Origin of the sequence: Streptantibioticus ferralitis (genome assembly GCF_029223525.1) — a bacterium.
Lineage (GTDB): Bacteria > Actinomycetota > Actinomycetes > Streptomycetales > Streptomycetaceae > Streptantibioticus_A > Streptantibioticus_A ferralitis.
This window is the reverse complement of record NZ_JARHTQ010000033.1, coordinates 58,471-83,179: the sequence shown is the minus strand read 5'-3', so window position 1 is coordinate 83,179 and position 24,709 is coordinate 58,471. Positions and strand designations below refer to the sequence as shown.

Annotated in this window: 20 protein-coding genes; 7 read left to right on the top strand and 13 right to left on the bottom strand. The window is 71.8% G+C overall.

The genetic code is table 11. The features are described from left to right. Positions 1-227 (top strand): hypothetical protein (locus P2L57_RS33270; RefSeq protein ID WP_275820982.1); only part of this gene is annotated, 227 nt, incomplete at its 5' end. A 193-nt stretch (positions 228-420) separates the two neighbouring features. Here the strand turns inward: P2L57_RS33270 and P2L57_RS33265 are convergent. Both P2L57_RS33265 and ahcY read right to left on the bottom strand, forming a co-directional pair. Continuing rightward, positions 421-1,035 carry a hypothetical protein gene (locus tag P2L57_RS33265; RefSeq protein WP_275820980.1) on the bottom strand — a complete coding sequence of 205 codons (615 nt, stop codon included), beginning with the start codon at positions 1,033-1,035 and terminating at the stop codon, positions 421-423. Positions 1,036-1,158: 123 nt separating this feature from the next. After that, a complete protein-coding gene (gene ahcY, locus P2L57_RS33260; RefSeq protein WP_275820978.1) occupies positions 1,159-2,616 on the bottom strand; it encodes an adenosylhomocysteinase in 1,458 nt (485 codons plus the stop codon). A 432-nt stretch (positions 2,617-3,048) separates the two neighbouring features. Here ahcY and P2L57_RS33255 point away from each other — a divergent pair, with 432 nt between their 5' ends. Next, complete coding sequence (locus P2L57_RS33255) at positions 3,049-5,235, top strand: fructose-specific PTS transporter subunit EIIC (RefSeq protein ID WP_275820976.1); 2,187 nt, start codon at positions 3,049-3,051, stop codon at positions 5,233-5,235. Between the two features lie 68 nt (positions 5,236-5,303). On the opposite strand, the gene P2L57_RS33250 is transcribed toward P2L57_RS33255, so the two are convergent. The 6 genes from P2L57_RS33250 to P2L57_RS33225 all read right to left on the bottom strand — a co-directional run bounded on the left by P2L57_RS33250 (position 5,304) and on the right by P2L57_RS33225 (position 10,981). Continuing rightward, the gene (locus P2L57_RS33250) at positions 5,304-6,218 is read right to left on the bottom strand and encodes a cation diffusion facilitator family transporter (RefSeq protein ID WP_275820974.1); all 915 of its coding nucleotides are present in this window, start codon (positions 6,216-6,218) and stop codon (positions 5,304-5,306) included. A 6-nt stretch (positions 6,219-6,224) separates the two neighbouring features. Further along, entirely contained in the window at positions 6,225-7,424 is a 1,200-nt protein-coding gene (gene manA / locus P2L57_RS33245; protein WP_275820972.1) for a mannose-6-phosphate isomerase, class I, read from the bottom strand. 59 nt (positions 7,425-7,483) lie between these two features. Beyond that, a complete protein-coding gene (locus tag P2L57_RS33240; protein WP_275820970.1) occupies positions 7,484-8,644 on the bottom strand; it encodes an SIS domain-containing protein in 1,161 nt (386 codons plus the stop codon). A 32-nt stretch (positions 8,645-8,676) separates the two neighbouring features. Continuing rightward, positions 8,677-8,865 (bottom strand): Trm112 family protein, encoded by a 189-nt coding sequence (locus P2L57_RS33235; RefSeq protein WP_275820968.1) that lies wholly within the window; start codon positions 8,863-8,865, stop codon positions 8,677-8,679. A gap of 188 nt (positions 8,866-9,053) precedes the next feature. Further along, entirely contained in the window at positions 9,054-10,412 is a 1,359-nt protein-coding gene (locus tag P2L57_RS33230; RefSeq protein WP_275820966.1) for a phosphomannomutase/phosphoglucomutase, read from the bottom strand. A gap of 152 nt (positions 10,413-10,564) precedes the next feature. Beyond that, positions 10,565-10,981, bottom strand: a complete 417-nt coding sequence (locus tag P2L57_RS33225) for a DUF3499 domain-containing protein (RefSeq protein WP_275820964.1) — start codon at positions 10,979-10,981, stop codon at positions 10,565-10,567. A gap of 434 nt (positions 10,982-11,415) precedes the next feature. On the opposite strand from P2L57_RS33225, the gene P2L57_RS33220 reads away from it, so the two are divergent. After that, positions 11,416-11,892, top strand: coding sequence for a metallopeptidase family protein (locus tag P2L57_RS33220; protein ID WP_275820991.1), 477 nt, complete (start codon positions 11,416-11,418; stop codon positions 11,890-11,892). 221 nt (positions 11,893-12,113) lie between these two features. Here the strand turns inward: P2L57_RS33220 and P2L57_RS33215 are convergent, their stop codons facing one another. The 3 genes from P2L57_RS33215 to P2L57_RS33205 form a co-directional block, all read right to left on the bottom strand. After that, the gene (locus P2L57_RS33215; RefSeq protein ID WP_275820962.1) at positions 12,114-13,619 is read right to left on the bottom strand and encodes a DUF5719 family protein; all 1,506 of its coding nucleotides are present in this window, start codon (positions 13,617-13,619) and stop codon (positions 12,114-12,116) included. Further along, a complete protein-coding gene (locus P2L57_RS33210) occupies positions 13,616-17,383 on the bottom strand; it encodes a glycosyltransferase family 2 protein (protein WP_275820960.1) in 3,768 nt (1,255 codons plus the stop codon). Before P2L57_RS33210 ends, P2L57_RS33215 begins: the two co-directional genes overlap by 4 nt. A gap of 146 nt (positions 17,384-17,529) precedes the next feature. Then, positions 17,530-17,793: a WhiB family transcriptional regulator gene (locus tag P2L57_RS33205; RefSeq protein ID WP_255932689.1), complete on the bottom strand. Its 264-nt coding sequence runs from the start codon at positions 17,791-17,793 to the stop codon at positions 17,530-17,532. Positions 17,794-18,517: 724 nt separating this feature from the next. On the opposite strand from P2L57_RS33205, the gene P2L57_RS33200 reads away from it, so the two are divergent. The 3 genes from P2L57_RS33200 (at position 18,518) to P2L57_RS33190 (ending at position 21,544) form a co-directional block, all read left to right on the top strand. Further along, complete coding sequence (locus P2L57_RS33200; RefSeq protein WP_275820958.1) at positions 18,518-19,072, top strand: cysteine dioxygenase; 555 nt, start codon at positions 18,518-18,520, stop codon at positions 19,070-19,072. 208 nt (positions 19,073-19,280) lie between these two features. After that, the gene (gene cofD, locus P2L57_RS33195; RefSeq protein WP_275820956.1) at positions 19,281-20,243 is read left to right on the top strand and encodes a 2-phospho-L-lactate transferase; all 963 of its coding nucleotides are present in this window, start codon (positions 19,281-19,283) and stop codon (positions 20,241-20,243) included. Further along, on the top strand, positions 20,240-21,544 hold the full coding sequence (locus P2L57_RS33190; protein WP_275820954.1) for a coenzyme F420-0:L-glutamate ligase: 1,305 nt from the start codon (positions 20,240-20,242) through the stop codon (positions 21,542-21,544). The genes cofD and P2L57_RS33190 overlap by 4 nt, the downstream gene beginning before the upstream one ends. A 14-nt stretch (positions 21,545-21,558) precedes the next feature. Here the strand turns inward: P2L57_RS33190 and P2L57_RS33185 are convergent, their stop codons facing one another. Both P2L57_RS33185 and P2L57_RS33180 read right to left on the bottom strand, forming a co-directional pair. Next, complete coding sequence (locus P2L57_RS33185) at positions 21,559-22,485, bottom strand: DNA-3-methyladenine glycosylase family protein (RefSeq protein ID WP_275820952.1); 927 nt, start codon at positions 22,483-22,485, stop codon at positions 21,559-21,561. A 90-nt stretch (positions 22,486-22,575) separates the two neighbouring features. Further along, on the bottom strand, positions 22,576-23,784 hold the full coding sequence (locus tag P2L57_RS33180; protein ID WP_275820950.1) for a peptidoglycan recognition protein family protein: 1,209 nt from the start codon (positions 23,782-23,784) through the stop codon (positions 22,576-22,578). Positions 23,785-23,928: 144 nt separating this feature from the next. Between P2L57_RS33180 and P2L57_RS33175 the strand changes: the two genes are divergently transcribed. Beyond that, positions 23,929-24,684, top strand: a complete 756-nt coding sequence (locus tag P2L57_RS33175; RefSeq protein ID WP_275820947.1) for a TIGR03089 family protein — start codon at positions 23,929-23,931, stop codon at positions 24,682-24,684. Positions 24,685-24,709 lie beyond the last annotated feature (25 nt).

The following is a 24,709-nucleotide window of genomic DNA, read 5'->3' as shown; positions in this document are numbered from 1 at the left end:
GCTTCCTTCGAGACCGTTTCACCGGCCCCTCCGGGCTTTCCCTTCGGTTTCTCCAGCTTATCAGATCTTTTCCGACCCGATTCCCGCTGGCGGGATTACCTTCTGGCTTTCGCTTTCCGGTGTTTCCGACTCTATCAGATCCGCTTTCGGCCGAGCCAATCGGCGTTCGCATTTCCGGTAGTAATTCGGAAGGGATACTACAGCGCTTCACCGAAGGAATTCCGTGAAGCAGGGGGTAGAGGCTACCCGACCGTCACGTACATGTCTACTTCGTGACAACCGTTTGAATCTACCTCCTCACTCCTCCCGTGTCAACGGGTCTCGCGAGGTGCATTGGAGATTAGCAGGTCAGCAGGGGTGTTTGCACATCGTGCGGCCACCGCCTGGCCATCCTGCGGCCGTGCCCCTGTCATCGGCTGGTCAGTCGAACGTGGACGGCGGGCTCTCCAGGTCCTCCAGTTCGATGCCGGGGGCGGCGAGCACGACGTCTCCCGCGAGGTGGACCGTGCTCTGCTCACCGGTCTCCAGGTCGTTGACCTGGTACTCGTCCACGATCAGCGAGCCGTTGTCAGTGGCATGTGCTGTCCTGTCCAACAGGGCCCAGGACTGGTCGAGGGTCCTGGGTGCGAGGACGGGGGAGGTGAGGGCGACGAGTCGGACGCGGGTCGCGGGGGCGCCTGGAGAGAGGCGGAGCAGACGCGCCGTGGCAACGAGGAAGGCGGGGGAGGTTCCGGTGAAGGCATGGGCCACGGCGTTGCCTTCTTGGGCGTGGTCGCCGCTGGGGTCAGTACGGACCCAGGTCACGCCGTCCAGCGCGGCGCCGCGGACCTGCCATCCGCCCGCGTGGAGTTCGAGTCGGATGGGGCGGCCGAGGTCGTCGATGGTGAGGTCGACGGATCCGGAGTCCTGACCGTTCGGCGTGGTGGTGCGAGCGGTGTAGCGCCAGCCGGAGGTGCCGGTGGCGCAGTGGAAGTGTTCTTCGCCAAGGGGGGTGTGATCGTGCGTGTCGTAGAACGAGTAGCGGCCGCGGGGCATGGTGGGGGCTTTCGGTTCTCCGAACGGCGAGGCCCCCGCCGGGGGTACCGACGGGGGCCCTCGCTCGGTGCATCGGTGCTGACCGGTCTTGCGTTCCGGTCAGTGTTCGCCGGACTGGTGGGACTAGTAGCGGTAGTGGTCCGGCTTGTACGGGCCCTCGACCGGGACGCCGATGTAGGCGGCCTGCTCGGGGCGCAGGGCGGTGAGCTTGACGCCGAGGGCGTCGAGGTGGAGCCGGGCGACCTTCTCGTCGAGCTGCTTGGGGAGCACGTAGACGCCGGTCGGGTAGGCCTCGGGCTTGGTGAACAGCTCGATCTGGGCGATCGTCTGGTTGGCGAAGCTGTTGGACATCACGAAGGAAGGGTGGCCGGTGGCGTTGCCCAGGTTGAGCAGGCGGCCCTCGGACAGCACGATCAAGGTCTTGCCGTCCGGGAAGGTCCAGGTGTGGACCTGCGGCTTGACCTCGGTCTTGACGATGCCCGGGACCTTGGCGAGGCCGGCCATGTCGATCTCGTTGTCGAAGTGGCCGATGTTTCCGACGATGGCCTGGTGCTTCATCTTGGCCATGTCGGAGGCCATGATGATGTCCTTGTTGCCGGTCGCGGTGACGAAGATGTCGGCGATGCCGACGACGTCGTCGAGCGTGCTGACCTGGTAGCCGTCCATCGCGGCCTGCAGGGCGCAGATCGGGTCGATCTCGGTGATGATCACCCGGGCGCCCTGGCCGCGCAGCGAGTCGGCGCAGCCCTTGCCCACGTCGCCGTAGCCGCAGACGACCGCGACCTTGCCGCCGATGAGGACGTCGGTGGCGCGGTTGATGCCGTCGATCAGGGAGTGGCGGCAGCCGTACTTGTTGTCGAACTTGGACTTGGTGACCGCGTCGTTGACGTTGATCGCCGGGAAGAGGAGCGAGCCCGCCTGCTGCATCTCGTAGAGGCGGTGGACGCCGGTGGTGGTCTCCTCGGTGACGCCGCGGATCTCGGAGGCGAGCCGGGTCCACTTGTTGGGGTTCTCGGCGAGGGTGCGGTTCAGCAGCTGCAGGATGACGCGGTACTCGTCGCTGTCAGCGGTGGAGGGGTCGGGGGCCGAGCCGGCCTTCTCGAACTCCACGCCCTTGTGGACGAGCAGGGTGGCGTCGCCACCGTCGTCGAGGATCATGTTCGGGCCGCCGGTGGGGCTGTTCGGCCAAGTCAGAGCCTGTTCCGTGCACCACCAGTACTCCTCCAGCGTCTCGCCCTTCCAGGCGAAGACCGGGACGCCCTGCGGGTTGTCCGGGGTGCCGTTGGGGCCGACGGCGATGGCCGCGGCGGCGTGGTCCTGGGTGGAGAAGATGTTGCACGAGGCCCAGCGGACCTCGGCGCCCAGCGCGACGAGGGTCTCGATGAGCACGGCGGTCTGCACGGTCATGTGCAGCGAGCCGGTGACGCGGGCACCGGCGAGCGGCTGGGCGTCGGCGTACTCCTTGCGGATCGCCATCAGGCCGGGCATCTCGTGCTCGGCGAGCGTGATCTCCTTGCGGCCGAAAGGTGCCAGGGAAAGGTCGGCAACCTTGAAGTCGGGGCTGGTGGAGGTCGACGTCATGCGGTGTGCTCCTCGCGGATCGGGTCGAGGGTGGGCATCGGTCTGACCGCTGCGGCCGTGCGGCGGGTCCGGGCGGACGCGCCGAAGAGGACCGGGGGTGCCGGTCCTCGTACCGCAGCGCAGCCCGTCGGAGGCCCTCTCTCCCTCGGCCGGTCCGCGCGTTCGGGACCGCCCGACCGCCATCAGCAGCGACGTCTGGCTTTGCTGACGAATCTACACCGAACGGCCCAGCGGGCCCCAGTCCGTAGAAGAAGCCTTGGAAGGAGTGCGCGGCGCGTCTGCGGCCTCGGTCCGGGATTGCCCGCAGTGATATCGAGGACGTTCGTCAACTTCCGCTTTGCTCCATACGTGTTGCGGGATGCGATCGATGCGAGAACACTCTTGACACTCGCACTCTTGTCACTCGCGCAGGACGGCTGAAGGAGAGACGACGTGACCAGGCCTGCCGATCCCCCCAGCGACGCGGGGACCGCACACGAGAGGCTGAGGCTGCTCGCGGTAACCGCCTGTCCCACCGGCATCGCGCATACCTATATGGCAGCGGAGAAGCTGTCCCAGGCCGCGGAGGCGCTCGGCGTCGAGATGAAGGTAGAGACGCAGGGCTCGATCGGCGCCGAGAACATCCTGACCGACAACGATGTCAACCAGGCCGACGGTGTCATCATCGCGGCGGACAAGGACGTCGACCTCAGCCGCTTCGTCGGCAAGCGGGTGCTCAGCGTCGGGGTCTCCGAGGGCATCAGCCATCCGGAGCGGCTGATCGAGCGGGTGCGCAGCGCACCGGTCCACTCGGCGGAGGGAGCCGCACCGTCCGGCTCCGACAGTGGGGGCAGGGAGCGCGGCGTCGCCTACAAGGCGCTGATGAACGGTGTCAGCTACATGATCCCGTTCGTCGTGGTCGGTGGTCTGCTGCTGGCGGTGTCGCTGGCGCTGGGCGGCCACCCGGACCCCTCGGGCGGTCTGGTCATCCCGAAGGGCAGCTTCTGGGCGCATGTGAACGACATCGGCACGATCGGTTTCACCCTGATGGTGCCGATCCTGTCCGGCTACATCGCCTATGCGATCGGTGACCGTCCCGCGCTGGTGCCGGGCATGATCGGCGGCTGGATAGCCAACACCGGGGCGCTGTACGACTCCAAGGCGGGTGCGGGCTTCATCGGGGCCATCGTCACCGGCTTCCTCGCCGGTTATCTGGTGCTGTGGATCAAGAAGGTCAAGGTCCCGAAGTTCGTCCGGCCGATCATGCCGATCATTGTGATCCCGATAGTCGCCACGACCACGCTGGGTCTGTTCTTCATCTATGTCATCGGCAAGCCGATCTCATGGGTGTTCGCGCATCTGACCAGTTGGCTCGGCGGGATGACGGGGTCCAGCGCGATCGTGCTGGGCGCGATCCTCGGCCTGATGATCGCGTTCGACATGGGCGGTCCGGTCAACAAGACCGCGTTCCTGTTCGGCGCCGGTCTGATCGCGTCCGGAAACCAGACGGTCATGGGCATGTGTGCGGCGGCGATCCCGGTGATGCCGCTCGGCCAGGGTCTGGCGACGCTGATCCGCCGCCACCTCTACACCGCCCAGGAGCGGGAGACCGGTATAGCGGCCCTGTTCATGGGCTGCTTCGGCATCTCGGAGGGCGCGATTCCGTTCGCTGCGGCGCGGCCCGCGAAGGTCATTCCGGCGAACATGCTCGGTGGCGCGGTGGCCGGTGCCGTCGCGGGGATGGCCGGGGTGAAGGACGCGGTGCCGCACGGCGGGCCGATCGTGGCGGTGCTGGGTGCGGTCGGCGGTGTGCCGGTGTTCTTCGTCGCGGTGGCGATCGGCACGCTGGTGACCGCGCTGAGCACGGTGGCGCTTGTCTCGCTGGAGGAAAAGGAGGAGAAGAAGGACGTCGCACCGACCGCGGGCCCGCTGCCGGTGGCGGTGCCGGAGCCCGCGCTGGCCGGGGTCGGGGCCGCCGTAGCGACGACGGCCAGCGCCGCCGGTACGCGTACCCGCGGCACCGCCGACACGGCGGCCGCCACCGCCGCCGCCGAGGCTCCGGCCGCCGCGGAACCGGAGGCGGCCGTGGCCACCGCGGTCCCCGCCGCCGGGAGCCGTACCGCCGAGCCCGTGATCGAGGCGGCCGGCACCGCCGCGACCGCCGTGGACGCCCGGCCCGACGGCGAGGTGCTGTCCGGCTATCTCACCGAGCGGACGGTCAGGGAGGAACTGGCGGCGGGCGGTAAGGAGGCCGCGATACGGGAGATGGCGGGTCTGCTGGCGGACACCGGGAAGGTCGCCGATGTCGACGCCCTGGTCGCCGCCGCGCTCGCGCGGGAGGCGCAGGGCACCACGGGGCTCGGCGAGGAGATAGCGATCCCGCATGCCAAGACCGATGCGGTGACCGCTCCGCTGGTCGGGTTCGCCCGGTCCGGCGAGGGGATCGAGTGGGGTGCGCTGGACGGGACGAAGGCCAAGCTCATCTTCATGATCTCGGTGCCGGAGGCGGCGGCTGGGGATGAGCATCTGCGGATCCTGGCGCTGCTGTCCCGCAAGCTGATGGACGCCGGGTTCCGCGAGCGGCTGGCGTTGGCGCCGACCCGCGCGGAGATCATGCGGGTACTGGCAGAGGTGCGGTAGCGGGGGTTCAACAGCGCTGCTTCCAAGGGGGTTTGAGGGGCGGGTGCCCTCAAACCCCCGGTGGTCCGTCAGGCTCCCCGGAAGATGTCCGGTTCGAGGTAGATGACGCGGGCGATGGGGACGGCCTCGCGGATACGGGCTTCGGCGGCGTCGATGGCGCGGGCGACCTGGGCGGCCGTGTCATCGTGCCGGACCGCGATCTTGGCGGCGACCAGCAGTTCCTCGGGGCCGAGGTGGAGGGTGCGCATGTGGATGACGCGGGTGACGACCTCGCCGTCCACGGCGGCGGCGCGAATGGCCGCGACCGTCTCCGGTCCCGCGGATTCTCCGAGCAGCAGCGACTTGGTCTCCGCGGCCAGCACCAGGGCGATGGCGATCAGCAGGGCGCCGATGCACAAGGTGCCCACGCCGTCCCACACACCGTCGCCGGTCGCCAGTGACAGGCCCACCCCGCCCAGGGCGAGGACCAGTCCGATGAGCGCCCCGAAGTCCTCCAGGAGGACGACCGGCAGCTCGGGTGCCTTGGCCCGGCGGATGAACTGCACCCAACCGAGCGTGCCGCGCAGCTGGTTGGACTCCCGGACGGCGGTCCGGAAGGAGAACCCCTCCGCGATGACGGCGAAGACCAGGACGCCCACCGGCCAGTACCAGTCCTGCAACGCGTGCGGGTGCCGTACCTTCTCGTAGCCCTCGTAGAGCGCGAAGACCCCGCCGACGCTGAAGAGGACGACGGAGACCAGGAATCCGAAGACGTAGCGTTCCCGGCCGTAGCCGAAGGGGTGCTCCTCGGTGGCCTGCTTCTTCGCGCGCTTGCCGCCGATGAGCAGCAGCGCCTGGTTGCCGGAGTCGGCGACCGAGTGCACTCCTTCGGCGAGCATGGACGACGAGCCGCTGAAGGCGAACGCGACGAACTTGGCCGCCGCGATCGCCAGGTTGGCGCCCAGCGCCGCGACGATGGCCCGTGTTCCGCCTGATGCGCTCACCGGCGGTCAGGCGACGACGGTAGCGCGGAAGACCGTTCCCTCGCCGTCGAGCGTGATGGGTTCGTCGGCCGGGACGAACGCGGACTCGCCGCGCTCCAGGGTGAGTTGGGTGTCGTCGGGACCGTGCAGCGTCACCGTGCCCGCGGTGCACAGCAGGATCTGCGGGGTGCGGGCGTCGAGGGAGCGGGGGCGGCCGCCGGGGGCGAGTGCGTAGCGGGAGAGCCGGAACTCGTCGATCGGGGTGTCGTACACCTCTTCGCCGTCGCCGCTCTCCTCCGGGCGCAGCACGCCCGCGTCGCCGGACTCGAAGCGGACGATGCGCAGCAGTTCGGGGACGTCGACGTGCTTGGGGGTGAGGCCGCAGCGCAGCACGTTGTCGGAGTTGGCCATGATCTCCACGCCGAGCCCGTTGAGGTAGGCGTGCGGTACACCGGCGCCGAGGTAGAGCGCCTCGCCGGGCTGCAGGCGTACGTGGTTGAGCAGCATGGCGGCGATGACGCCCGGGTCGCCGGGGAAGTGGTGGGCCGCGGACGCGTAGGCGGCGTAGGCGTCGGCGAACTTGCCGCCTTCCGTGGCGAGTCGGGCTGCCGCCTCCGCGGCCTGCTCGACGGTTTCGGCCATCGCCTCGCGGTCGGCGCTCAGTACGGCGGCCAGCACCTCGCGCAGTGCCTCGCTCTCGGGCCGGGCGCGCAGGATGTCCACGTACGGCTTGAGGGCGTTGACGCCGAGGCCTGCCAGCAGTTCGGAGGCCTCGGCGGGGTGGCGGAAACCGCACAGGCCGTCGAAGGACGTCAGTGCGCAGATCATCTCCGGCTTGTGGTTGGCGTCCTTGTAGTTGCGGTGCGGTGCGTCGGTGGGGACGCCGCGGTCCTCCTCGTCGGCGAAGCCGGCCTTGGCCTGGTCGAGGTCGGGGTGCACCTGCACGGACAGCGGTGCGCCGGCCGCCAGCACCTTGAAGAGGAACGGCAGCCGCGGCCCGAAGCGTTCGACGGCCGCCTTGCCGAGTTCGCCGTACGGGTCGGCGTCGATGACCTCGTTGAGCGGCATCAGGCCGGTGCCGCGGTCGAGTCGCGAGGGCGCGCCGGGGTGAGCGCCCATCCACAGCTCGGCCTGCGGTTCACCGGTGGGCTCGGTGCCGAGCAGTTCGGGGATGGCGGTCGTGGAGCCCCAGGCGTAGGGGCGCACGGTGTTGACGAGGCGGTCCATGCGGTTCGGTGTTCCTCTTCGGTGCGTGTCGGGTGCGCCCGCGGGGGCGCACGGCGGCGTCACGCCGATGATCCCTCGGCGGGGGTGAGCGCCAGGTAAACAGCGGCGAAATCGGTGAGGGCGAGCAGTTCGGCGAGGGTTTCGGCGGGGCTGCCGTCCGCGGCGTCGATCTCGCTGAGCGGTGTGCCGTGGGCGTTGGCCGCCTCGTGGGCCGCGGTGGCGGGTTCGGTCTCCGGTTCGCGCAGCAGCACGATCCGCAGCTTCAGTCCGTCCGGTTCCTCGACCCGGTCGCGGAAGAAGTCGTCGAGGTCGTCGGTGCCGGGTGCCAGGGTGCCGTCGAGGAGCGCGCCGTGTTCCGCGATGGCTTCGGGCAGCGCCGCGGCGAGTGCCGGGCGGCCGGCCAGCGAGGTGAGGACGGCGGCGAAGCGGCGGGCGGCCGGGGCGACGGTGGCGCCCTCGCTCCACACCAGCGGTAGCGAGTGGGCGAGTTCGACGGCGAGGGTCTTGGCCGGGTTGCGGTAGGTCTCGGCGGCCGGGCCGAAGCGGTCCGCGGCGGCGTCCAGCCGGTCGGCGACGGCCTCGACGACGTCCGGCGGTGCGGACAGCAGCCCCATCCGGTCGGTGAGGGCCAGCAGCGGGGTGAGCAGCGCCCAGAAGGCGCCGGGGTCGACCGGAATGGCCTGTTCCGCACCGTATACGGCGTCGTAGACCTCGGTGGCGGTCGGGCGGTACGCGGGTGGTGCGAACGGCAGCGCCAGGCCGTGCGCCTGCTGGAGCGCTCCGGTGAGCGGCGTACCGGCCGGGGCGACCCCGGCGACGGTGCAGCCACGCCGGTAGGCCTGTTCCACCAGGCTGGTCAGACCCGGTTCGGTGCCGTCCGCGGTGGTGAGCAGCAGCAGGTCGAGCGGTCCGGCCCAGCCGGGCAGGGTCCAGCGCAGTTCCTGGGCGGTGGGCGCGCTGCCGGTGGGTGCCAGCGGCAGGATCGGGCAGGCGGCGAGGGCGCCGAGCAGGTCGGCGAGCTGCGTGGGCGCCGACCCGGGCCCCGCGATGATGATGGTGCGGGGGCGGCCGTCGGGTTTGAGGTCGGCGAGCCCGGCTTCGGCCGCGGCTCGGGCGGCGGTACGGACCCGGGCGCCCGCCGCGGCCACGCCGGGCAGCAGCCCGCCGGTGTCGGCGCGGGCAAGGGCGTCGGGACTGTCGAGCAGAGCCTCGTCGAGCATCGTGTCCTCCGGCCTGGTGCCGTCGCACCCGGTTAGGCGGGTCGACGGGCCTCGTCGATGAGGAGCACGGGGATCTCGTCCCGTACCGGGTAGGCCAGGCCGCAGTCCCCGCTGGTGCAGATCAGCTCGGCCTCGGCGGCGGCCTCGGCGGCGCTCTCGCGGAGCGGGGCGTGGCAGGCCGGGCAGGCGAGGATCTCCAGGAGGCTGGGTTCGAGCGGCATGGGGCGTGTCCTCTTCGGCGGGTGGTGTGATGGTTGCGCGGTGCGGGTACGGCGACCGGGCCGCCGGGTGGTCCGTTGCGTCACGGTCGTCGCCGCGCCGTTGTCGGTACGGCGTGGTCAGCGTACCGCCGGGAGGCACCCGGCGGGGGTCCGGGGAAGGGTCCCCGGACCCCCGCCAAGTGGGTGGTTCAGGCGCGGACGATCGCCAGGACCTCGTCGCGGAGGCGCTCGACGGTGGCCGTGTCGCGGGCCTCGACGTTGAGCCGGAGGAGCGGCTCGGTGTTGGAGGGGCGCAGGTTGAACCACCAGTCGCGGCCGGTGACCGTCATGCCGTCGAGCTCGTCGAAGGTGACGCCCTCGCGGCCCTCGAACGCGGTGCGGACGGCGGCGGTGCGCTCGGCCTGGTCGGCGACGGTGGAGTTGATCTCACCGGAGGCGGCGTACCGGTCGTACTCGGCGACCAGCTGCGACAGCGTGCCGTCCTGCTCGCCGAGCGCGGCGAGGACGTGCAGTGCGGCGAGCATGCCGGTGTCGGCCTTCCAGAAGTCCCGGAAGTAGTAGTGCGCGGAGTGCTCGCCGCCGAAGATCGCGCCGGTGCGGGCCATCTCCTGCTTGATGAACGAGTGGCCGACGCGGGTGCGTACCGCCTGGCCGCCCTGCTCCTTGACGACCTCGGGCACCGACCAGGAGGTGATCAGGTTGTGGATGATCGTCTCGCCGGGGTGCTTGGCCAGTTCGCGGGCGGCGACCAGTGCGGTGATCGCGGACGGCGAGACCGGCTCGCCGCGCTCGTCGATGACGAAGCAGCGGTCGGCGTCACCGTCGAAGGCGAGGCCGATGTCGGCGCCCACCTCGCGGACCTTGTGCTGCAGGTCGACGAGGTTCTTGGGGTCGAGGGGGTTGGCCTCGTGGTTGGGGAAGGTGCCGTCGAGCTCGAAGTACATCGGGGTGAGGTCGATGGGCAGGCCGTCGAAGACGGTGGGCACGGTGTGGCCGCCCATGCCGTTTCCGGCGTCGACGACGACCTTGAGGCGGCGGATCCCGGTGAGGTCGACCAGGTCGCGCAGGTATCCGGCGTAGTCGCCGAGTACGTCCTGCTGGGTGATCCGGCCCGGGGTGGCGTCGGTGGCGGGCAGGCCGCTGACCGACCACTGCTCGGCGAGCTCACGGATCTCGGCGAGGCCGGTGTCCTGGCCGACGGGGGCGGCACCGGCGCGGCACATCTTGATGCCGTTGTACTGGGCCGGGTTGTGGCTGGCGGTGAACATGGCGCCGGGAAGGTCGAGCTGGCCGGAGGCGAAGTACAGCTCGTCGGTCGAGCACAGCCCGATCTCGGTGACATCGGCGCCACGGGAGGCGGCGCCCTTGGCGAAGGCGCGGGTCAGGCCCGGCGAGGACGGGCGCATGTCGTGGCCGACGACGATCGCGTCGGCGCCCGTCACTGTGGCGAAGGCCGCACCGAACAGTTCGGCGAGCTCTTCGTCCCACTGGTCGGGGACGACACCGCGGACGTCGTACGCCTTCACGATCTGGCTCAGGTCGGGCACAGCGGCTCCAGGATCAACAGCGCCGGGCGACGCGGCACGGGGTGGACAAGTGGCCCACCAACCTACCCGGCGTACCTGGGTGCCCTTGGCGTACGGGGGGTGAACCCGCGACGACGCCCACCCCAACGGATGCGTTCGAGGGCGCCGCTGACCTACGGTTCCGGCGAGCGCAGCACCCTCAAGTGCCCCCGCCTGGCGACCTCTACGGGGTCCCCCTCGCGGGTGGCCTGCGGGCTCGGGCGGTCCTGTGGGCGAGCTGCCTCACGTACGGCGTTCGCCAGCGCTTCGAGGTCGTCGCCGGTCGGGCGGGCGGGCCCGGAGTCGACGGCGAGCCGGACGACTTCCCAGCCCCGGGGTGCGGTCAGCCGGGCGGAGTGCTCGGAGCACAGGTCATAGCAGTGCGGCTCGGCATAGGTGGCGAGCGGACCGAGGACGGCCGTCGAGTCCGCGTAGACGTACGTCAGCGTCGCGACGGCGGGACGACCGCACGCGGTGCGCGAACAACGACGTACAGGGCTCACGACGTTGGACGGTACCGCACTCTTGAGCGGGCCGCGACGACTCTCCACGACCTCACCCGCTCGTGTCGTCCCGGTTCACCGGGATCGCCCGATCTCGTGACGTACGGTCCTACCTGCGCGGCAGGGCTGGGCGGTGGCCAGGGCCCCCTTCAGTGGCGGTCATCGACCGGGGCAAATGGCGCCAATTGTGGTATAGCGCACGATCAGCGAAGCGGATTCTACCGGTCCGGATTGCGAAGGGAACGCACATTGGGCGACATCACCGGTGTTGTACCGGCGGCCGCCCGCGCGCAGGGGTAGCGTTTCGGGGAGCCGCGCCACCTCTGCGAGCCCCGCCAGGCTTGGGGATCTTTTGGGTTTTCGCCGCCGGGTGCGCCGGAGCGGTCCGGGGTCAAGCCCACGGGAAAATCCCACCGCCCCCGCGGGAGGCGCCACGTGCCGCGCCGATCCGGTGGGCTTGCCGACGGCTACCCTTCGACATGATGGACACTCCTGTTCCGCCCCCGTCCCAGGGTGCGGCTGCCGCCCCTGCTACCGGCCCGCTGCCGCGACGGCGCGACCGCCATGGACGCGGTATGCGCGGCCCGATCGCGCCCCCGCAGGTGCCGCTGTCGGTGAGCCGCTCGGACGCCTTCGACGATCTGGTGCGGGACGCCGCGGAACGCCTGGAGCGCCGCTGGCCGCAGCTGGCGGAGGTCGAGTTCGCGGTGCAGGACGTGCCGCCGACGAACGCGGACACCCCTGACGACGATGTCGTACCGCTCGGTCGGCTGATCAGCGCGGGTGCCTCCGGAAAGGGCCCGCGCAACCGCATCGTGGTCTACCGGCGACCGGTGGAGATCAGGGCGAAGGGCCGCGACGAACGGGCGCTGCTGGTCCACGAGGTCGTGGTCGAGCAGGTGGCGGAGCTGCTTGGGCTGTCGCCGGAGAACGTGGATCCCCGGTACGGCGAGGAGTAGTCGCCTCCCGCTGAGGGATGAGGGGGGCCTTCCGGGGGCGAAGCCCCCGGACCCCGCTTCGGGGGCTTCGCCCCCATACCCCCGCACGGGGCTGTGCCCCCGCCCCCCTTGGGGGGTGCCTGCCCTGCGCCGCCAGCCCCCCGCACGGGGCTGTGCCCCGGTCCCTCTCGGGGTGCGCCCCCGGACCCCCGGCATCCCGCGAGGGCGTGTGCCCGCAGCGGTTAGTGCTGGAGTACCTGTAGGTCCTGGCCTGCGTTGGGGACGGCGACCGTGCCGCCGTCGTCCGGCATGGGCTGGATGGTGAAGTCCGGGATGCCGTTGTTGTCCGCGGCGAGGGTGCGGGAGGCGTAGACCGGGCCGCCGGAGACCGGTTCGACGGTGACCGCGAAGGTGCCCTTGCCGCCGGGGTCGGGCGGGGTCAGCGCGGTGGTCGTACCGGCCTTGAGGCTGACGGTCTTGCTGGCCGGCGAGCCGCCGCCGGTGGCCGCCGAGCTGGTGACCTTGACGGTGGCGTCCGCGGTGGGCGCGGTGAGGGAGAGCGTGCCGCCCTTCGACCGGTTGTCGGCCACCGTGGCGCGCTGTCCGATGGCGGCGGTACCGGGCAGGAACGCCATCTCCTGTGAGCCGCTCTTGCCGCGAGTGATCCGCAGGGCCACCACGAAGGACGCGGCGCTGCCGGAGTCCGTCGGGGTGAGCCGCAGCGAACCGGCCTGGCCCTGGGTCAGTCCTGGCAGGTCGGTGGCGGTCGTCATGCCGCTCTTGAGGTGCAGCGTCTCGTGTCCCGCCGGGGTGATCGCGCCGGTCGGGGTGAGCAACTGGACCTTCAGATCGGCGTCGTTGGTGCCGGTCGCGTACGCCACCAGGTGCACCGAGGTCGCGTCGGCCGGGATGCCGGGCAGTACGGCGCTGGTCGCCGGGGTCGCCGAGGCGGGCAGCCAGTCGCTGCCGTTCCTGGTGTCCATCGCCTGGATCGCGGCACCCACCCGGCCGGCGCGCACCGCGACATGGACGGTCAGGTCGGCGGTCTGCGCCGAGGTGAGAGTGGACAGCAGTACGGGGACGCTGGAACCGCCGGGGATGGTGATGCCCTCACCGTTGGCGGTCTTGACCGGCCCGTTGCTGTCGTAGAGCTCGATGTCGGCGACCGCGGCGGTGTCGTCGGGGTTGGTGAGGTGGACGTAGTCCTGCCGGTCGCTGGAGGTGCTCGCGCCGGGGAACCAGAAGTCGGCGCCGGGTGCGGTGCAGGACGTCCCGAGCATGCCGCGGCCGGGCCCGGCGTCGATGGTGGTGGTTTCCTGGACCGACCAGCCGGGGGCGAACCGCCCGTCGGCGGTGCCGATGAGCGGGCTTGGCGACTTGTCGACCGTGGCGGCGGCGGGTTTGCCCGGATCGGTGAGCGGTGCGACCGGCTTGGCGTTGGAACTGGCCTTGCCGCTGCCGGAGTTGGAGCTTCCGGAGCCGTCCACGGTCTGCCCGGGCTGCAGCACCGCGCTGCCGCCGCTGGCCTGACCGCTGCCCGCCGGGGTGAACGAGGTGTATGTCGTCGACGCGGCGTCGACGCCCGCCGGGGCGGGGCAGAGCAGCGACGAGCGCTCAACGGGCTTGCGGACAGCCGCCGTTGGCGCCGTCTTGCCCGCGTCGGAGGCGGGCGCGAGCACGGTGGCCGCTCCGGTGACAGCGGCGAGGGCCGCGACGACGCCGATGAAGGACACGGTGGTGCGGTTCACTGCTGGTCGCTCCCGTCGCGGCGGTGGCCGTACTCACCGGCGTCGTACGCCGGGTCGTAGGGCGGAGGCGGGGGTGGCTGCTGGTAGCCGTACGGGTCGACGTACTCGCCGCCCTGGTACGTACCGTCCGGGTACTGGACGTACTCGCCGTTCGGGTACTCGCCGTTCGGATACTGGTCGCTCGGGTACTCGCCGTTCGGGTATGGGACGTCCTGCTGGTACTGGCCGCCCGCGTACGGGTCGTACTCCCCCGGCTGTGCCGCCGGGTAGGCGTACCCGTTCCACTCCTCGTAGCCCTGCTGCTGGTGCGGCACCTGCGGCACGGCGCCGTACGGGTCCTGCTCCGGGGCGGTGGCCTGGTGCGGGACGGCGGCGTACGGCTCCGGCTCCTCCTCCGGTTCGAGGGGCGCGGAAACGGGCTCGGCAGGCTCGGCGAGCTGGGCGGCCTCGCCGGCCGCACGCAGGCGGCGGGCCCGGCGGCCCTCGCCGCCGGTCGCCTGCGCGGGGATCGCGGCCGTCTCGGCGGCCAGGTCCTCCGGCAGGTCGTCGTCGACGTCACGACGGCGACCCGGCAGCGCGAGCACGAGCACGACCAGCGCCAGGAAGCCCTGTGCCCACAGCCATACGGTGTGCGTCATGGGGTCGGCGAACGTGAGGTCCAACCGGCCGCCGTTCGCCGGGAGTTGGAAGCCCTGCGCCCAACCGTCCACGGTGGTCGCGGTGAGCGGCTTGCCGTCCAGGGTCGCCTGCCAACCGGTGTCGGCCGAGTCCGCGACGCGCAGCGTGCGGCCGGCGGGGCCGGACGGGACCGTGGTGTGCGCCTCGACCTTGCCCGAGGCGACCGGAACCGACGCGGCCGCGGTGCCGTCGGCGCCCTTGGGCGCGGTGATGGTGATGCGGGAGACGTTGTTGTTCAACCGCCACAGCGCGGTACCGCCGCTCTGGCTGAGCCGGGTCACACCGGGGGTGCTGTCCAGCACCCGGCCCATCTCGGCGGGCGCGCCCGGCTGCAGCAGTACGTAGCGCACCGCGTACCCGCTGAGCTGGCTGCTCTGGTCGCCGCCGGAACCGGCCACGAGATTGGCGACGATGCCGTCCAGGCGGGTGTCGTGCCCGGCCTCGGCGGCGAGTTCGCCGTCGCCCATCCGCGCACCGGAGCCGCGCACCAGCACGTACCGCACATGGCCCGGGTCACCGGCGAGCACCAGCGTGCGGGCCTGGTCGGCGGTTGAGCTCTCCTCGGCGACGAAGGCCGGGACCTGTACGGCGTCACCGCGCTTGACCGGTCCCGCCGCGCCGTCAACCATCCAGCTGGCCGCGGCGATCAGCGGCGCGGCGGCCGCGGCGAGCACGATCAGACCGGCGACCGGCTGCCGCCAGCCGAATCCGGCCGCGGAGATACGGGTCTTGGCGTCCTCCGCGCCGACCGCGGCCGCGGCGATCAGCGCCAGACCGTAGACCAGGGTGGTGGGCCCGGGCCACCGGTAGCCGTTCTGCAGGGCGGCGGCCAGCAGCCCGGCGAGCGCGGCGCCCCACGCGGTCATGATGGCGAGCCGCCGCCCGTCGCGCAGCAGCGCGGCGAGCCCTGCGAGCACCAGACCGGCCAGCAGGAAGCCGGTGGAGGCCTTCGGGCCACCGGGGCTGAGCATGACCAGGTCGAGGGCGGAGGCGGCGCCGTCGCGGTACGGCAGCCCCGCCTCGCGCAGGAAGAACGACGGGTGCGCCAGCAGCGTCACCGACCAGGGCGCGAGCACGACGAGCGGGGTCGCCAGGACCACGAGGAAGCGCAGCGCCTGCGGCACCAGCAGACCGGCCTGGCCGCGGACCACGCGCGTCACCAGCACGAGGGCGGCGAGCGCCACGGAGACCGGCCACACCACCGGGGTGAAGGCGGTGGTGATGGTGAGCAGCAGCGCGTACGCCCAGCTCGCCCGCCAACCCGGCCGTACGCCACGGGAGATGGCGGACGCGCTCAGTTGCAGGCCGCCGGCCGCCACGGCGGCACGGGCCATCAGCGGAAGCAGGATCGCGAGGACCGCGGTGCCCAGACGGCCCGCGGCGAGCGCGCCGGTGGCGGCGGGCAGGAACGCGTAGGCGACGGCGCCCCAGGCGCGCAGCAGCCGGGACTCGACCAGCGGCCGGGAGGCGAAGTAGGCGCTCAGACCGGCGAGCGGGACCGAGCACACCAGCAGCAGGGTCAGCGCGAGGCTGGTGCTGCCCAGTAGCACGGTCGACAGCAGCGCCACGACGGCGAGATACGGCGGCGCGGCCTGGGTGTCGCCGGTGCCGACGGCGTGCCACGCACCGCCGTAGGCGCCCCACAGGTCGGAGGCGCCGCCGGGGGCGGGCAGCAGCGCGCCGCCGGACAGTGCGCCGCCGGACAGCAGCCCCCGGCAGGCCGCCAGGGAGACCAGCAGCAGCACCACGAAGAGCATGGGCGCGGGTTTGCGGGCGATCCGCTTGAGCCGCGCGAACTGTTCGACGTCGAGGAAGTCGGCGTCGTCGTCGCCCGGCCCGGACTCGACGGCGCCGCCGTGCCGTCCGGCCGAGGAGGAGTCGGGCTCGGAGCGGCCCGAGAGGTTGCTGTACACCTGCTCGACGCTGGCCCGCAGCGTCGCACCGGGTGGCGGGAACAGCGGCCGCAGTTCCGCCGGGGACACCACCGGGCGTCCCCTGCGCCTGCGGGCGCCCAGGATCCGGCCCGGCCGCAGCAGCACCCCGAACAGGCCCGCGACCTCGTCGAGCGCCTGGCCCGGCACCTTGCCGACGAGGTAGCCGAGGGTGCGCAGCAGGGTGCTGAGGATGATGCGCAGCGCCACGTAGGGCAGCAGTACGCCACGCGCGTTGGCCAGCAGCGTGAAGACCGCGCCCGCCTTGTCGACCCGGTGCGGGTTGACCGAGGAGCGTCCGGCGCAGTCGACGGTGCGCCGTTCCCGGGAGGCGGCTTCGGCGTGCCGCAGCACGGCTTCCGGCGCGATCAGCACGGTGTGGCCGGCGGTCTGGGCGCGCCAGCAGAAGTCGACGTCGTCCCGCATCAGCGGCAATCGCCGGTCGAATCCGCCGAGTTCTTCCCATATGTCGCGGCGGACCAGCATGCCCGCCGAGGAGACGGAGAGCACCTGGCGGACCTGGTCGTGCTGCCCCTGGTCCTGCTCGCGGCGCTCCAGGCCGGTCCAACGGCGGCCGCTGCGGGCGATGCTGACGCCGACTTCGAGCAGCGAGCGGCGGTCGTACCAGCTGCGCACCTTGGGGCCGATGACGCCCGCGGAGGGCGAGGAGTCGGCGACGCGCAGCAGTTCGGCGAGGGCCTCGGGCGCCGGTTCGCAGTCGTCGTGCAGCAGCCACAACCACTGGACGGGCTCGGGCCGCTCCTGGTCCTGCTCGTAGACGTCGTCGTTCCAGGTGCGGGTGACCGGGTCCCAGGCGCTGGGCGGTTGGAGGTACGGCAGTTCCTCGGGCGGCACCGGGCCGAAGGTCTGCACGGCCTCGGCGACCGCGGCACCGAAGCCGGTGCGGCGGGCGAGGTGCAGGACCCGGTCGGCGCCGAGCGCTTCGGTGAGCAGCCGGTCGGTGTCGTCGGCGCTGCCGGTGTCGCAGGCGATGACGCTCTGCACCGGGCGGGTCTGGCCGAGCAGGCCGGCGAGCGCGTCAGGCAACCAGCGGGCGCCGTCGTGGGCGACGAGCACCGCGGTGACGATGTGACGCGGGAACTCAGGTTCAGGAGTACGGGCGGAGTACGCCCCCTGTTGGCTTTGCACGGACATCGAGGTGCGGGCCCCGGTTCGCTGGACTGCGGTGGACGCGCAGGGCGCCTTGCGGGCCTGACGTGTCTCGGACGGCCACCCACACTAACCGCTCGTCGACGACCCATGGGGGGTCCGGGGGGCTTGCCCCCCGGAAAACAACGAGCTCAGATAGCCGCCTTCTTCAGACGACGGCGCTCCCGCTCGGAAAGACCACCCCAGATTCCGAAGCGCTCGTCATTGGCCAGCGCGTATTCGAGGCACTCGGAGCGCACCTCGCACGCGAGACAGACCTTCTTGGCCTCGCGGGTGGAGCCGCCTTTCTCCGGAAAGAACGATTCGGGGTCGGTCTGCGCGCACAGTGCGCGTTCCTGCCACCCGAGCTCCTCTTCCGCCTCCTCGGACAGCAGTAGCTGGAACTGCTCGGTCATGCGCGCCCCTCGTCCGTCGTCGCTTCCCCGTGATGCTGTCGTTACCGGTTGAGGCCTAACGACACGAGTGAAATTACAAGCGTGCGATCCGGGCCAGTCAAGCCGAGATCTGCTATTGAGCCCCTTATTCACTCCGAGGAACCAAGGCCATGCAGAAAGTGTTCAAATCGGCCCAATACCCGACACCGGCCGCTCGGCGATCCGATCCAGCTCCCGCATATGTCGACTGAGACGCGACAGATCGCCGCACCGTTCCACCCGATAGGCGGAGCGGGACGGATCACGGTCCGATCACAGATGCGCAACGGCGCCCCGCGGGCCGATGTCACCGCAGGTATGCCCGCACACTGTTGAGCAAACCTTTCATCAGGGTGATCAACCGGTTCAGGTGAAACATTGACGGCAAACGCGACATCAGGTTGACAGGCGGGCCGCCCAACCGGTCTTCTTAGGTCCATGTCGTTCGAGACCCACGCGCCCACCCGAGCTCGCAGCCGCGAGTTCCACCGCGCTGTGCCGGTCCACGGCTCGTTCTCCTGTCGCTGCTGTCACAACTGTTGCCGCTGACCCTTCGCTGACCGGCACGGAACGGAACCCGCGATTCCGCGAGGTTCCCCCGTACTCGGCATCAGCCGAGCCCTCCGAGCTCACCCCGCGGCCAGCCGAACATCCGCAGCGCACCCGAAGCGCACTCCACCGTCTGCTCCTCCCGCTAGGACCACCCGTGCACCGCGCCAACCCAGCCGACCCGGCCCCCCAGCTCTCCGACATCTCCATCGCCGGTGACCCGCTCGCACTCCCGCACCTGCTGCCGCCGGTGCACAGACATCCGACCACTGTCGCCGGATTCGCGGGCCTGGCCCGCACCATCGCGGCCGACCACGACCGCTGGCGGCCACTCGTGCGATACGACGCCACCTCGCGCTGGTACGCGCGCCTGGAAACCGGCCCCGGGTACGAGGTGTGGCTGCTGAGCTGGGTCCCGGGGCAGGGCAGCGGGCTGCACGACCACGGCCGCTCCTCGGGCGTACTGACCGTCCTGGAAGGCGAGTTGACCGAGCGCGCGCTCACCGGCTCCGGCGAGGCGCGCCGCTCACTCGAATCGGGCGACCAGCGGGTGTTCGCCGCCGGATATGTGCACGAGGTGGTCAACGACGCGCTGGAGCCCGCGATCACCTTGCACGTTTACTTCCCGGGTCTGACCGAAATGACCTCGTATGCGGCCTGCCGCGCACTCGCCGAGACCGAACCGGCTGGCGCGCAGCGCTCGTTGGGTTGACGGGACGGCCGCGTCCCGGAACGCGGCCGTGCCTGACACCCCCACCCGCCACCCGACCACCACCCCGACAGGACCCAGCCTTCGGCTGACACCCCCACCCGCCACCCGACCACCACCCCGATAGGACTCAGCCTTCGGCTGACACCCCCACCCGCCGCCCGACCACCACCCCGATAGGACTCAGCCTTCGGCTGACACACTGTTCTGCATGCGCATCGTGGTTTTGGCCGGCGGTATCGGGGGCGCCCGTTTTCTGCGTGGTCTCAAGGCAGCGGCACCTGACGCGGACATCACCGTCATCGGTAACACCGGCGACGACATCCACCTCTTCGGGCTCAAGGTCTGCCCGGACCTCGACACCGTCATGTACACCCTCGGCGGCGGTATCCACGAGGAGCAGGGGTGGGGGCGGTCCGGCGAAACGTTCGCGGTCAAGGAGGAGTTGGGCGCCTACGGCATCGGTCCGGACTGGTTCGGGCTCGGCGACCGGGACTTCGCCACCCATATCGTCCGTACCCAGATGATCGGCGCGGGCTATCCGCTCAGCGCGGTCACCGAGGCGCTGTGCGCACGCTGGCAGCCGGGCGTGCGGCTGATCCCGATGACCGACGACCGTGTCGAGACGCATGTCGTCATCGACGCGCCCGAGGACGGCGGTCGCAAAGCGGTGCACTTCCAGGAGTACTGGGTGCGGCTGCACGCCTCCGTACCCGCCCACGCGATCCTGCCGGTCGGGGCCGAGCAGTCCAAGCCCGCGCCCGGCGTGCTGGAGGCCATCGCCGAGGCCGATGTCATCCTCTTCCCGCCGTCCAACCCGATCGTCAGTGTCGGCACCATCCTCGCCGTGCCGGGGATCCGCGAGGCGATCGCGGACGCCGGGGTACCGGTCGTGGGCCTGTCCCCCATCGTCGGCGACGCACCGGTGCGCGGGATGGCCGACAAGGTGCTGGCCGCCGTCGGCGTCGATGCCACGGCCGCGGCGGTCGCCCAGCACTACGGCTCGGGGCTGCTCGACGGCTGGCTGGTCGACACCGTCGACGCCGCCGCGGTGCCGGACGTCGAATCCGCCGGGATCCGCTGCCGGGCGGTGCCGCTGCTGATGACCGATGTCGACGCGGCGGCCCAAATGGCCCGAGAGGCACTCCGGTTGGCCGAGGAGGTCTCGGCATGATCGCGGCGTCCTACGACGTTCGGGCGGTGCCCGGGATCCCCGAGGTGCGGCCGGGCGACGACCTCGCCAAGCTGATCGCTGCCGCGAGCCCGGACCTTCGGGACGGTGACATCCTGCTGGTCACCTCGAAGATCGCCAGCAAGGCCGAGGGCCGGATCGTCACCGCCGACGACCGCGAGTCAGCCATCGACGCCGAGACGGTACGGCTGGTGGCCCGGCGCGGTCCGCTGCGGATCGTCGAGAACCGGCAGGGCCTGGTGATGGCGGCGGCCGGGGTCGACGCGTCCAACACCCCGGCCGGAACGGTGCTGTTGCTGCCCGAGGACCCGGATGCGTCCGCCCGGCGGATCCGCGCCGGGCTGCGGGAACTGCTCGGCGTCAACGTCGCCGTCCTGCTCACCGACACCTTCGGACGGCCGTGGCGCAACGGCCTGACCGATGTCGCCATCGGGGCCGCCGGACTGCGGGTACTGGACGATCTGCGCGGCGGCACGGACGCGCACGGCAACGAGCTGAACGCGACCATAGTGGCGACCGCCGACGAACTCGCGGCGGCCGGCGACCTGGTCAAGGGCAAGGCCTCCGGGGTGCCGGTCGCGGTCGTACGGGGCCTGGCGCAAGTGCTGGCGGACGGCGACGACGGGCCGGGCGCACGGGCGTTGGCGCGCAGCGCGGCCGATGACATGTTCCGCCTCGGCACCTCCGAAGCCGTGCGGCAGGCGGTGACGCTGCGGCGTACGGTACGGGAGTTCACCGACGAGCCGGTCGACGGCGGCGCCGTGCGGCGGGCCGTCGCGGCGGCGGTCACCGCACCGGCGCCGCACCACACCACTCCGTGGCGGTTCGTGCTGCTGGAGTCGCCCGAGGCCAGGGCCCGTCTGCTCGACGCGATGCGGGACGCCTGGGTCGTGGACCTTGAGCGGGACGGCTTCTCGCCGGAGAGCATCGCGCGCCGGGTGCGCCGCGGGGATGTGCTGCGGCGGGCTCCGTACCTGGTGGTTCCGTGTCTGGCGATGGACGGTTCGCACGCCTACCCCGACGAGCGGCGGGCCGCCGCCGAGCGGGAGATGTTCGTGGTCGCGGCGGGGGCCGCCGTGCAGAACTTCCTGGTGGCGCTGGCCGGAGAGCAGCTCGGTTCGGCGTGGGTGTCGTCGACGATGTTCTGCCGGGACGTGGTGCGGGACGTGCTCGGCCTGCCGGCCGAGTGGGAGCCCATGGGCGCCGTCGCGGTCGGGCGTCCGGCGCAGGCGCCCGCCGCGCGCGGGGCGCGGGAGCCCGAGGCGTTCATCACCGTGCGGTAGCGGCCGGAGAGCCGTCAGATCACCCGGATGTCGTTCGGGGAGAACCGGGGGGCGCGGCGCGGTGGGCGGTGGCCTGCCAGCAGGATCAGGCGTGCGGCGCGGTGGCGTTGGCCCGAGTAGGGGGCCAGGAGTTCGAGCATCGTGTCGTCGTCGGTGCGGTGCGCACCGGTCAGGGCGTAGCCGATGACGTTCGGCAGATGGAGATCGCCGACGGTGATCGCGTCCGGGGCGCCGTGCGTTCGCTGCAGGGTCTCCGCCGCGGTCCACCCTCCGATGCCGGGGATCGCCTGCAGGCGCGCCGCGGCCTGGACCGGAGGCATCAGCGCCGCCTCCTCCATGCGGTGGGCCGCCCGGACCGCGCGCAGGATCGCCGATGAGCGCTTGGCGTCGACGCCCGCGCGGTGCCATTCCCAGGACGGGATCAGCGCCCAGGTTCGCGCATCCGGCATGACGCGGAGGCCGGGCACGGGGCCGGGCGCCGGTTCGCCATGGCGTTGGAGCAGCAGCCGCCAGGCGCGGTACGCCTCGTCGGAGGTGACCCGCTGCTCCAGGATCGACGGGATGAGCGATTCGAGTACCAGTCCGGTGCGGCCGAGTCGCAGCCCCGGGGTGCGTCGGTTCACCTCGTGGACCAGCCGATGCCGAGGGGTGAACTCGGCCGGGTCGTCCTGTGCGCCGAGCATCTCCGGCAGCCGATCGAGCAGCCACTCGCCGCCGGGGCCCCAGGCGTCCGCCTCGACCTCGCCCGCGCGCATCGCGATCCGCACCGTGCCCGGCCCGACGGGCGTCCGGGAGGCACGCCACACCGACCCGTCACCCAGCATGCGGAAAGCGGGGTCGCCGGGCCCCCGGCCGAGCGGCCCGAGGGTGAGCCCGAGGTCGAGCGTCCCCTCAGGCACCCACCGCCGACTCGCCTGCTGTGTGTGGACTGGCTGGTGCATCACCCTGAGGGTAGCCCGCTCGGGGGCCCCGCTCCGGGGCCCCCTCGGAACCCGCCGGGCCGCGCGCGGCCAGGGGGTGGACTTCCCGGTCTAACGGCCCTGCATGCGCGCCGCCCCCTGCCGTACCAGCCCGAGCCGTTCGTAGAGCTTGGCGCCCGGGCAGTCCGTGGTGAACCCGTCCCGGTGGCCGGAGATGACGTCGAACCGCGCCCTGACGCCCCGTCGGTACCGGTTGCTGCCGGCGGAGCGCAGCCGGGTGTGCCCCTTGGGGTTGCGCCCGTACAGGCCCAGCTTCCATGCGGAGAGCTGTTCCAGGCCGCGTAGCGCGGCGGCGCTGGGGCGGTGCCGGTTGAAGGTTCCGATGACGGCGACGCCCGCGCTGTTCTTGTTGAAGCCGAGGGTGTGGGCGCCCATCACCGCTCGGGCCACGCCACCGGCACGGCCCTCGTAGATGGTGCCGCACTTGTCGACCAGGAAGTTGTAGCCGATGTCCCGCCAGCCCCGGCTTCTGACGTGGTAGCGGTAGATACCGCGGATGATCCGGGGTGCGTCGGAGCACCGGTAGTCGTTGCCGGTGGCGGAGTGGTGGACGAAGATCGCCCGGACGGTGTGGGTGTAGATGTAGCCACCGGAGCGCAGGTGCTCGTTGGCGTGCCAGCCCGTGCGGTGGATGATCCGCGGCCGTGGCGCGGCGGGCTCGTCGTCGTCCGAGGGATCGGCGGCGAGGGTGTCGGACTCGGCGGCCTCGGCGGCCTCCGAGTCCGCGGCGCCCGGGTCGACCATGTCGAGGCGCAGCCCGTCGGGCAGTTCGGTACTGCGTCCGCTGCGGCCGGTGGGACGCGGCACGACACGGACCTGGATGCCGTTGGAGTCGCCGACCCACAGCGGGGCGGTACCGCCGCGGGCGCGGCCGGTGCTGCGGTCGGGTGAGTCGAGGTCGGGTACGTCGTCGTTCTCGGCCTCCACATCCCGCCAGGGCGACCACACACCGGTCCGCATGGACCGGCTGCGCACCTGGACGGTGGCGTCGAGCCCGACGGCGGCGTTGTTCCAGGTGATGCCGAGCATCGAGAACGGCTTGACACCCTGCGCGGCCAGGCCCTTCGAGCCCGGGGCGATGCCCCGTTCGGCCGGAAGCCGGGTGAGTGGCAGGGTCCGATTGCCGCCGAGCGCCTTGCTGACGACGGCGGCCTTGCCCAGGACGGGAGCGGCGGCCGCGCTTGGCGCGGCGGCGGGGACGAGGAGCGCGGCCGTGCACGCACAGGCAGCACCGATCGCGGAAGCAAGGAATGCACGCATACTTCAAATAGTGACATAACAGACAAATATGGCGACTCGTTATGTGTCGTACCGTCAGCCCGACCGGCCGTCAGACGGCGCCCGACCAGCCGTCCAAGCCCTCCGGACCCCGGTCCCGGTCCGCCACCCACGTACGCTGACCGCGTGAACGAGACCGCCCGCACCCCAGCCGACCTCCTGCGCTCCGCCCTCGCCGCGGACCCCGCCCGTCCGCTGGTGACCTTCTACGACGACGCCACCGGCGAGCGCGTGGAGCTGTCGGTCGCCACCTTCGCGAACTGGGTGGCCAAGACCGCGAACCTGCTCCAGGACGACCTGGCGGCCCAGCCGGGCGACCGGGTCGCACTGCTGCTGCCCGCGCACTGGCAGACCGCCGCCTGGCTGCTGGCGTGCTTCTCCACCGGGGTCGTCGCGGCGCCGGGCGGTGATCCGGCCGCCGCCGATCTGGTGGTGAGCGGCCCGGACGGCCTGGAGGCGGCCCGCGGCTGCCGTGGCGAACGGGTGGCGCTGGCGCTACGGCCGCTGGGCGCGCGCTTCCCGCGGACGCCGGAGGGCTTCCTCGACTACGCCGTCGAGGTGCCCAGCCAGGGCGACCGGTTCACCCCGTACGCACCCGTCGACCCGGACGCCCCGGCGCTCGCGCTGCCCGACGGCGTCGAACTGACCGGAGCGCAGGTTGTCGAGCGGGCCCGGAGCAGCGCCGGGGAACTGGGGCTGACGCCCGGCTCCAGGCTGCTGTCCGCGGCCGCCTACGACGACTGGGCGGGCCTGGCCGGCGGGCTGCTGGCGCCGCTGGCGGCGGGCGGGTCGGTGGTGCTCTGCCGCCATCTGGACCGGCTCGACCCGCAGGCCCTGGAGCGCCGCCGGGAGGCCGAGCGCATCACGCACTCGGCCATCTGACGCGTTACCGCCGGAAAGTCACCCG

Bases quoted from the DNA above. Each gene is read 5' to 3' on its own strand.
- P2L57_RS33235 (WP_275820968.1), bottom strand. From the start codon at position 8,865: ATGCCGCTCGAACCCAGCCTCCTGGAGATCCTCGCCTGCCCGGCCTGC.
- P2L57_RS33190 (WP_275820954.1), top strand. From the start codon at position 20,240: ATGATCGCGGCGTCCTACGACGTTCGGGCGGTGCCCGGGATCCCCGAG.
- P2L57_RS33240 (WP_275820970.1), bottom strand. From the start codon at position 8,644: ATGCTCGACGAGGCTCTGCTCGACAGTCCCGACGCCCTTGCCCGCGCC.
- P2L57_RS33265 (WP_275820980.1), bottom strand. From the start codon at position 1,035: ATGCCCCGCGGCCGCTACTCGTTCTACGACACGCACGATCACACCCCC.
- P2L57_RS33205 (WP_255932689.1), bottom strand. From the start codon at position 17,793: ATGACCGAGCAGTTCCAGCTACTGCTGTCCGAGGAGGCGGAAGAGGAG.
- manA (WP_275820972.1), bottom strand. From the start codon at position 7,424: ATGGACCGCCTCGTCAACACCGTGCGCCCCTACGCCTGGGGCTCCACG.
- cofD (WP_275820956.1), top strand. From the start codon at position 19,281: ATGCGCATCGTGGTTTTGGCCGGCGGTATCGGGGGCGCCCGTTTTCTG.
- ahcY (WP_275820978.1), bottom strand. From the start codon at position 2,616: ATGACGTCGACCTCCACCAGCCCCGACTTCAAGGTTGCCGACCTTTCC.
- P2L57_RS33210 (WP_275820960.1), bottom strand. From the start codon at position 17,383: ATGTCCGTGCAAAGCCAACAGGGGGCGTACTCCGCCCGTACTCCTGAA.
- P2L57_RS33220 (WP_275820991.1), top strand. From the start codon at position 11,416: ATGGACACTCCTGTTCCGCCCCCGTCCCAGGGTGCGGCTGCCGCCCCT.
- P2L57_RS33180 (WP_275820950.1), bottom strand. From the start codon at position 23,784: ATGCGTGCATTCCTTGCTTCCGCGATCGGTGCTGCCTGTGCGTGCACG.
- P2L57_RS33185 (WP_275820952.1), bottom strand. From the start codon at position 22,485: ATGCACCAGCCAGTCCACACACAGCAGGCGAGTCGGCGGTGGGTGCCT.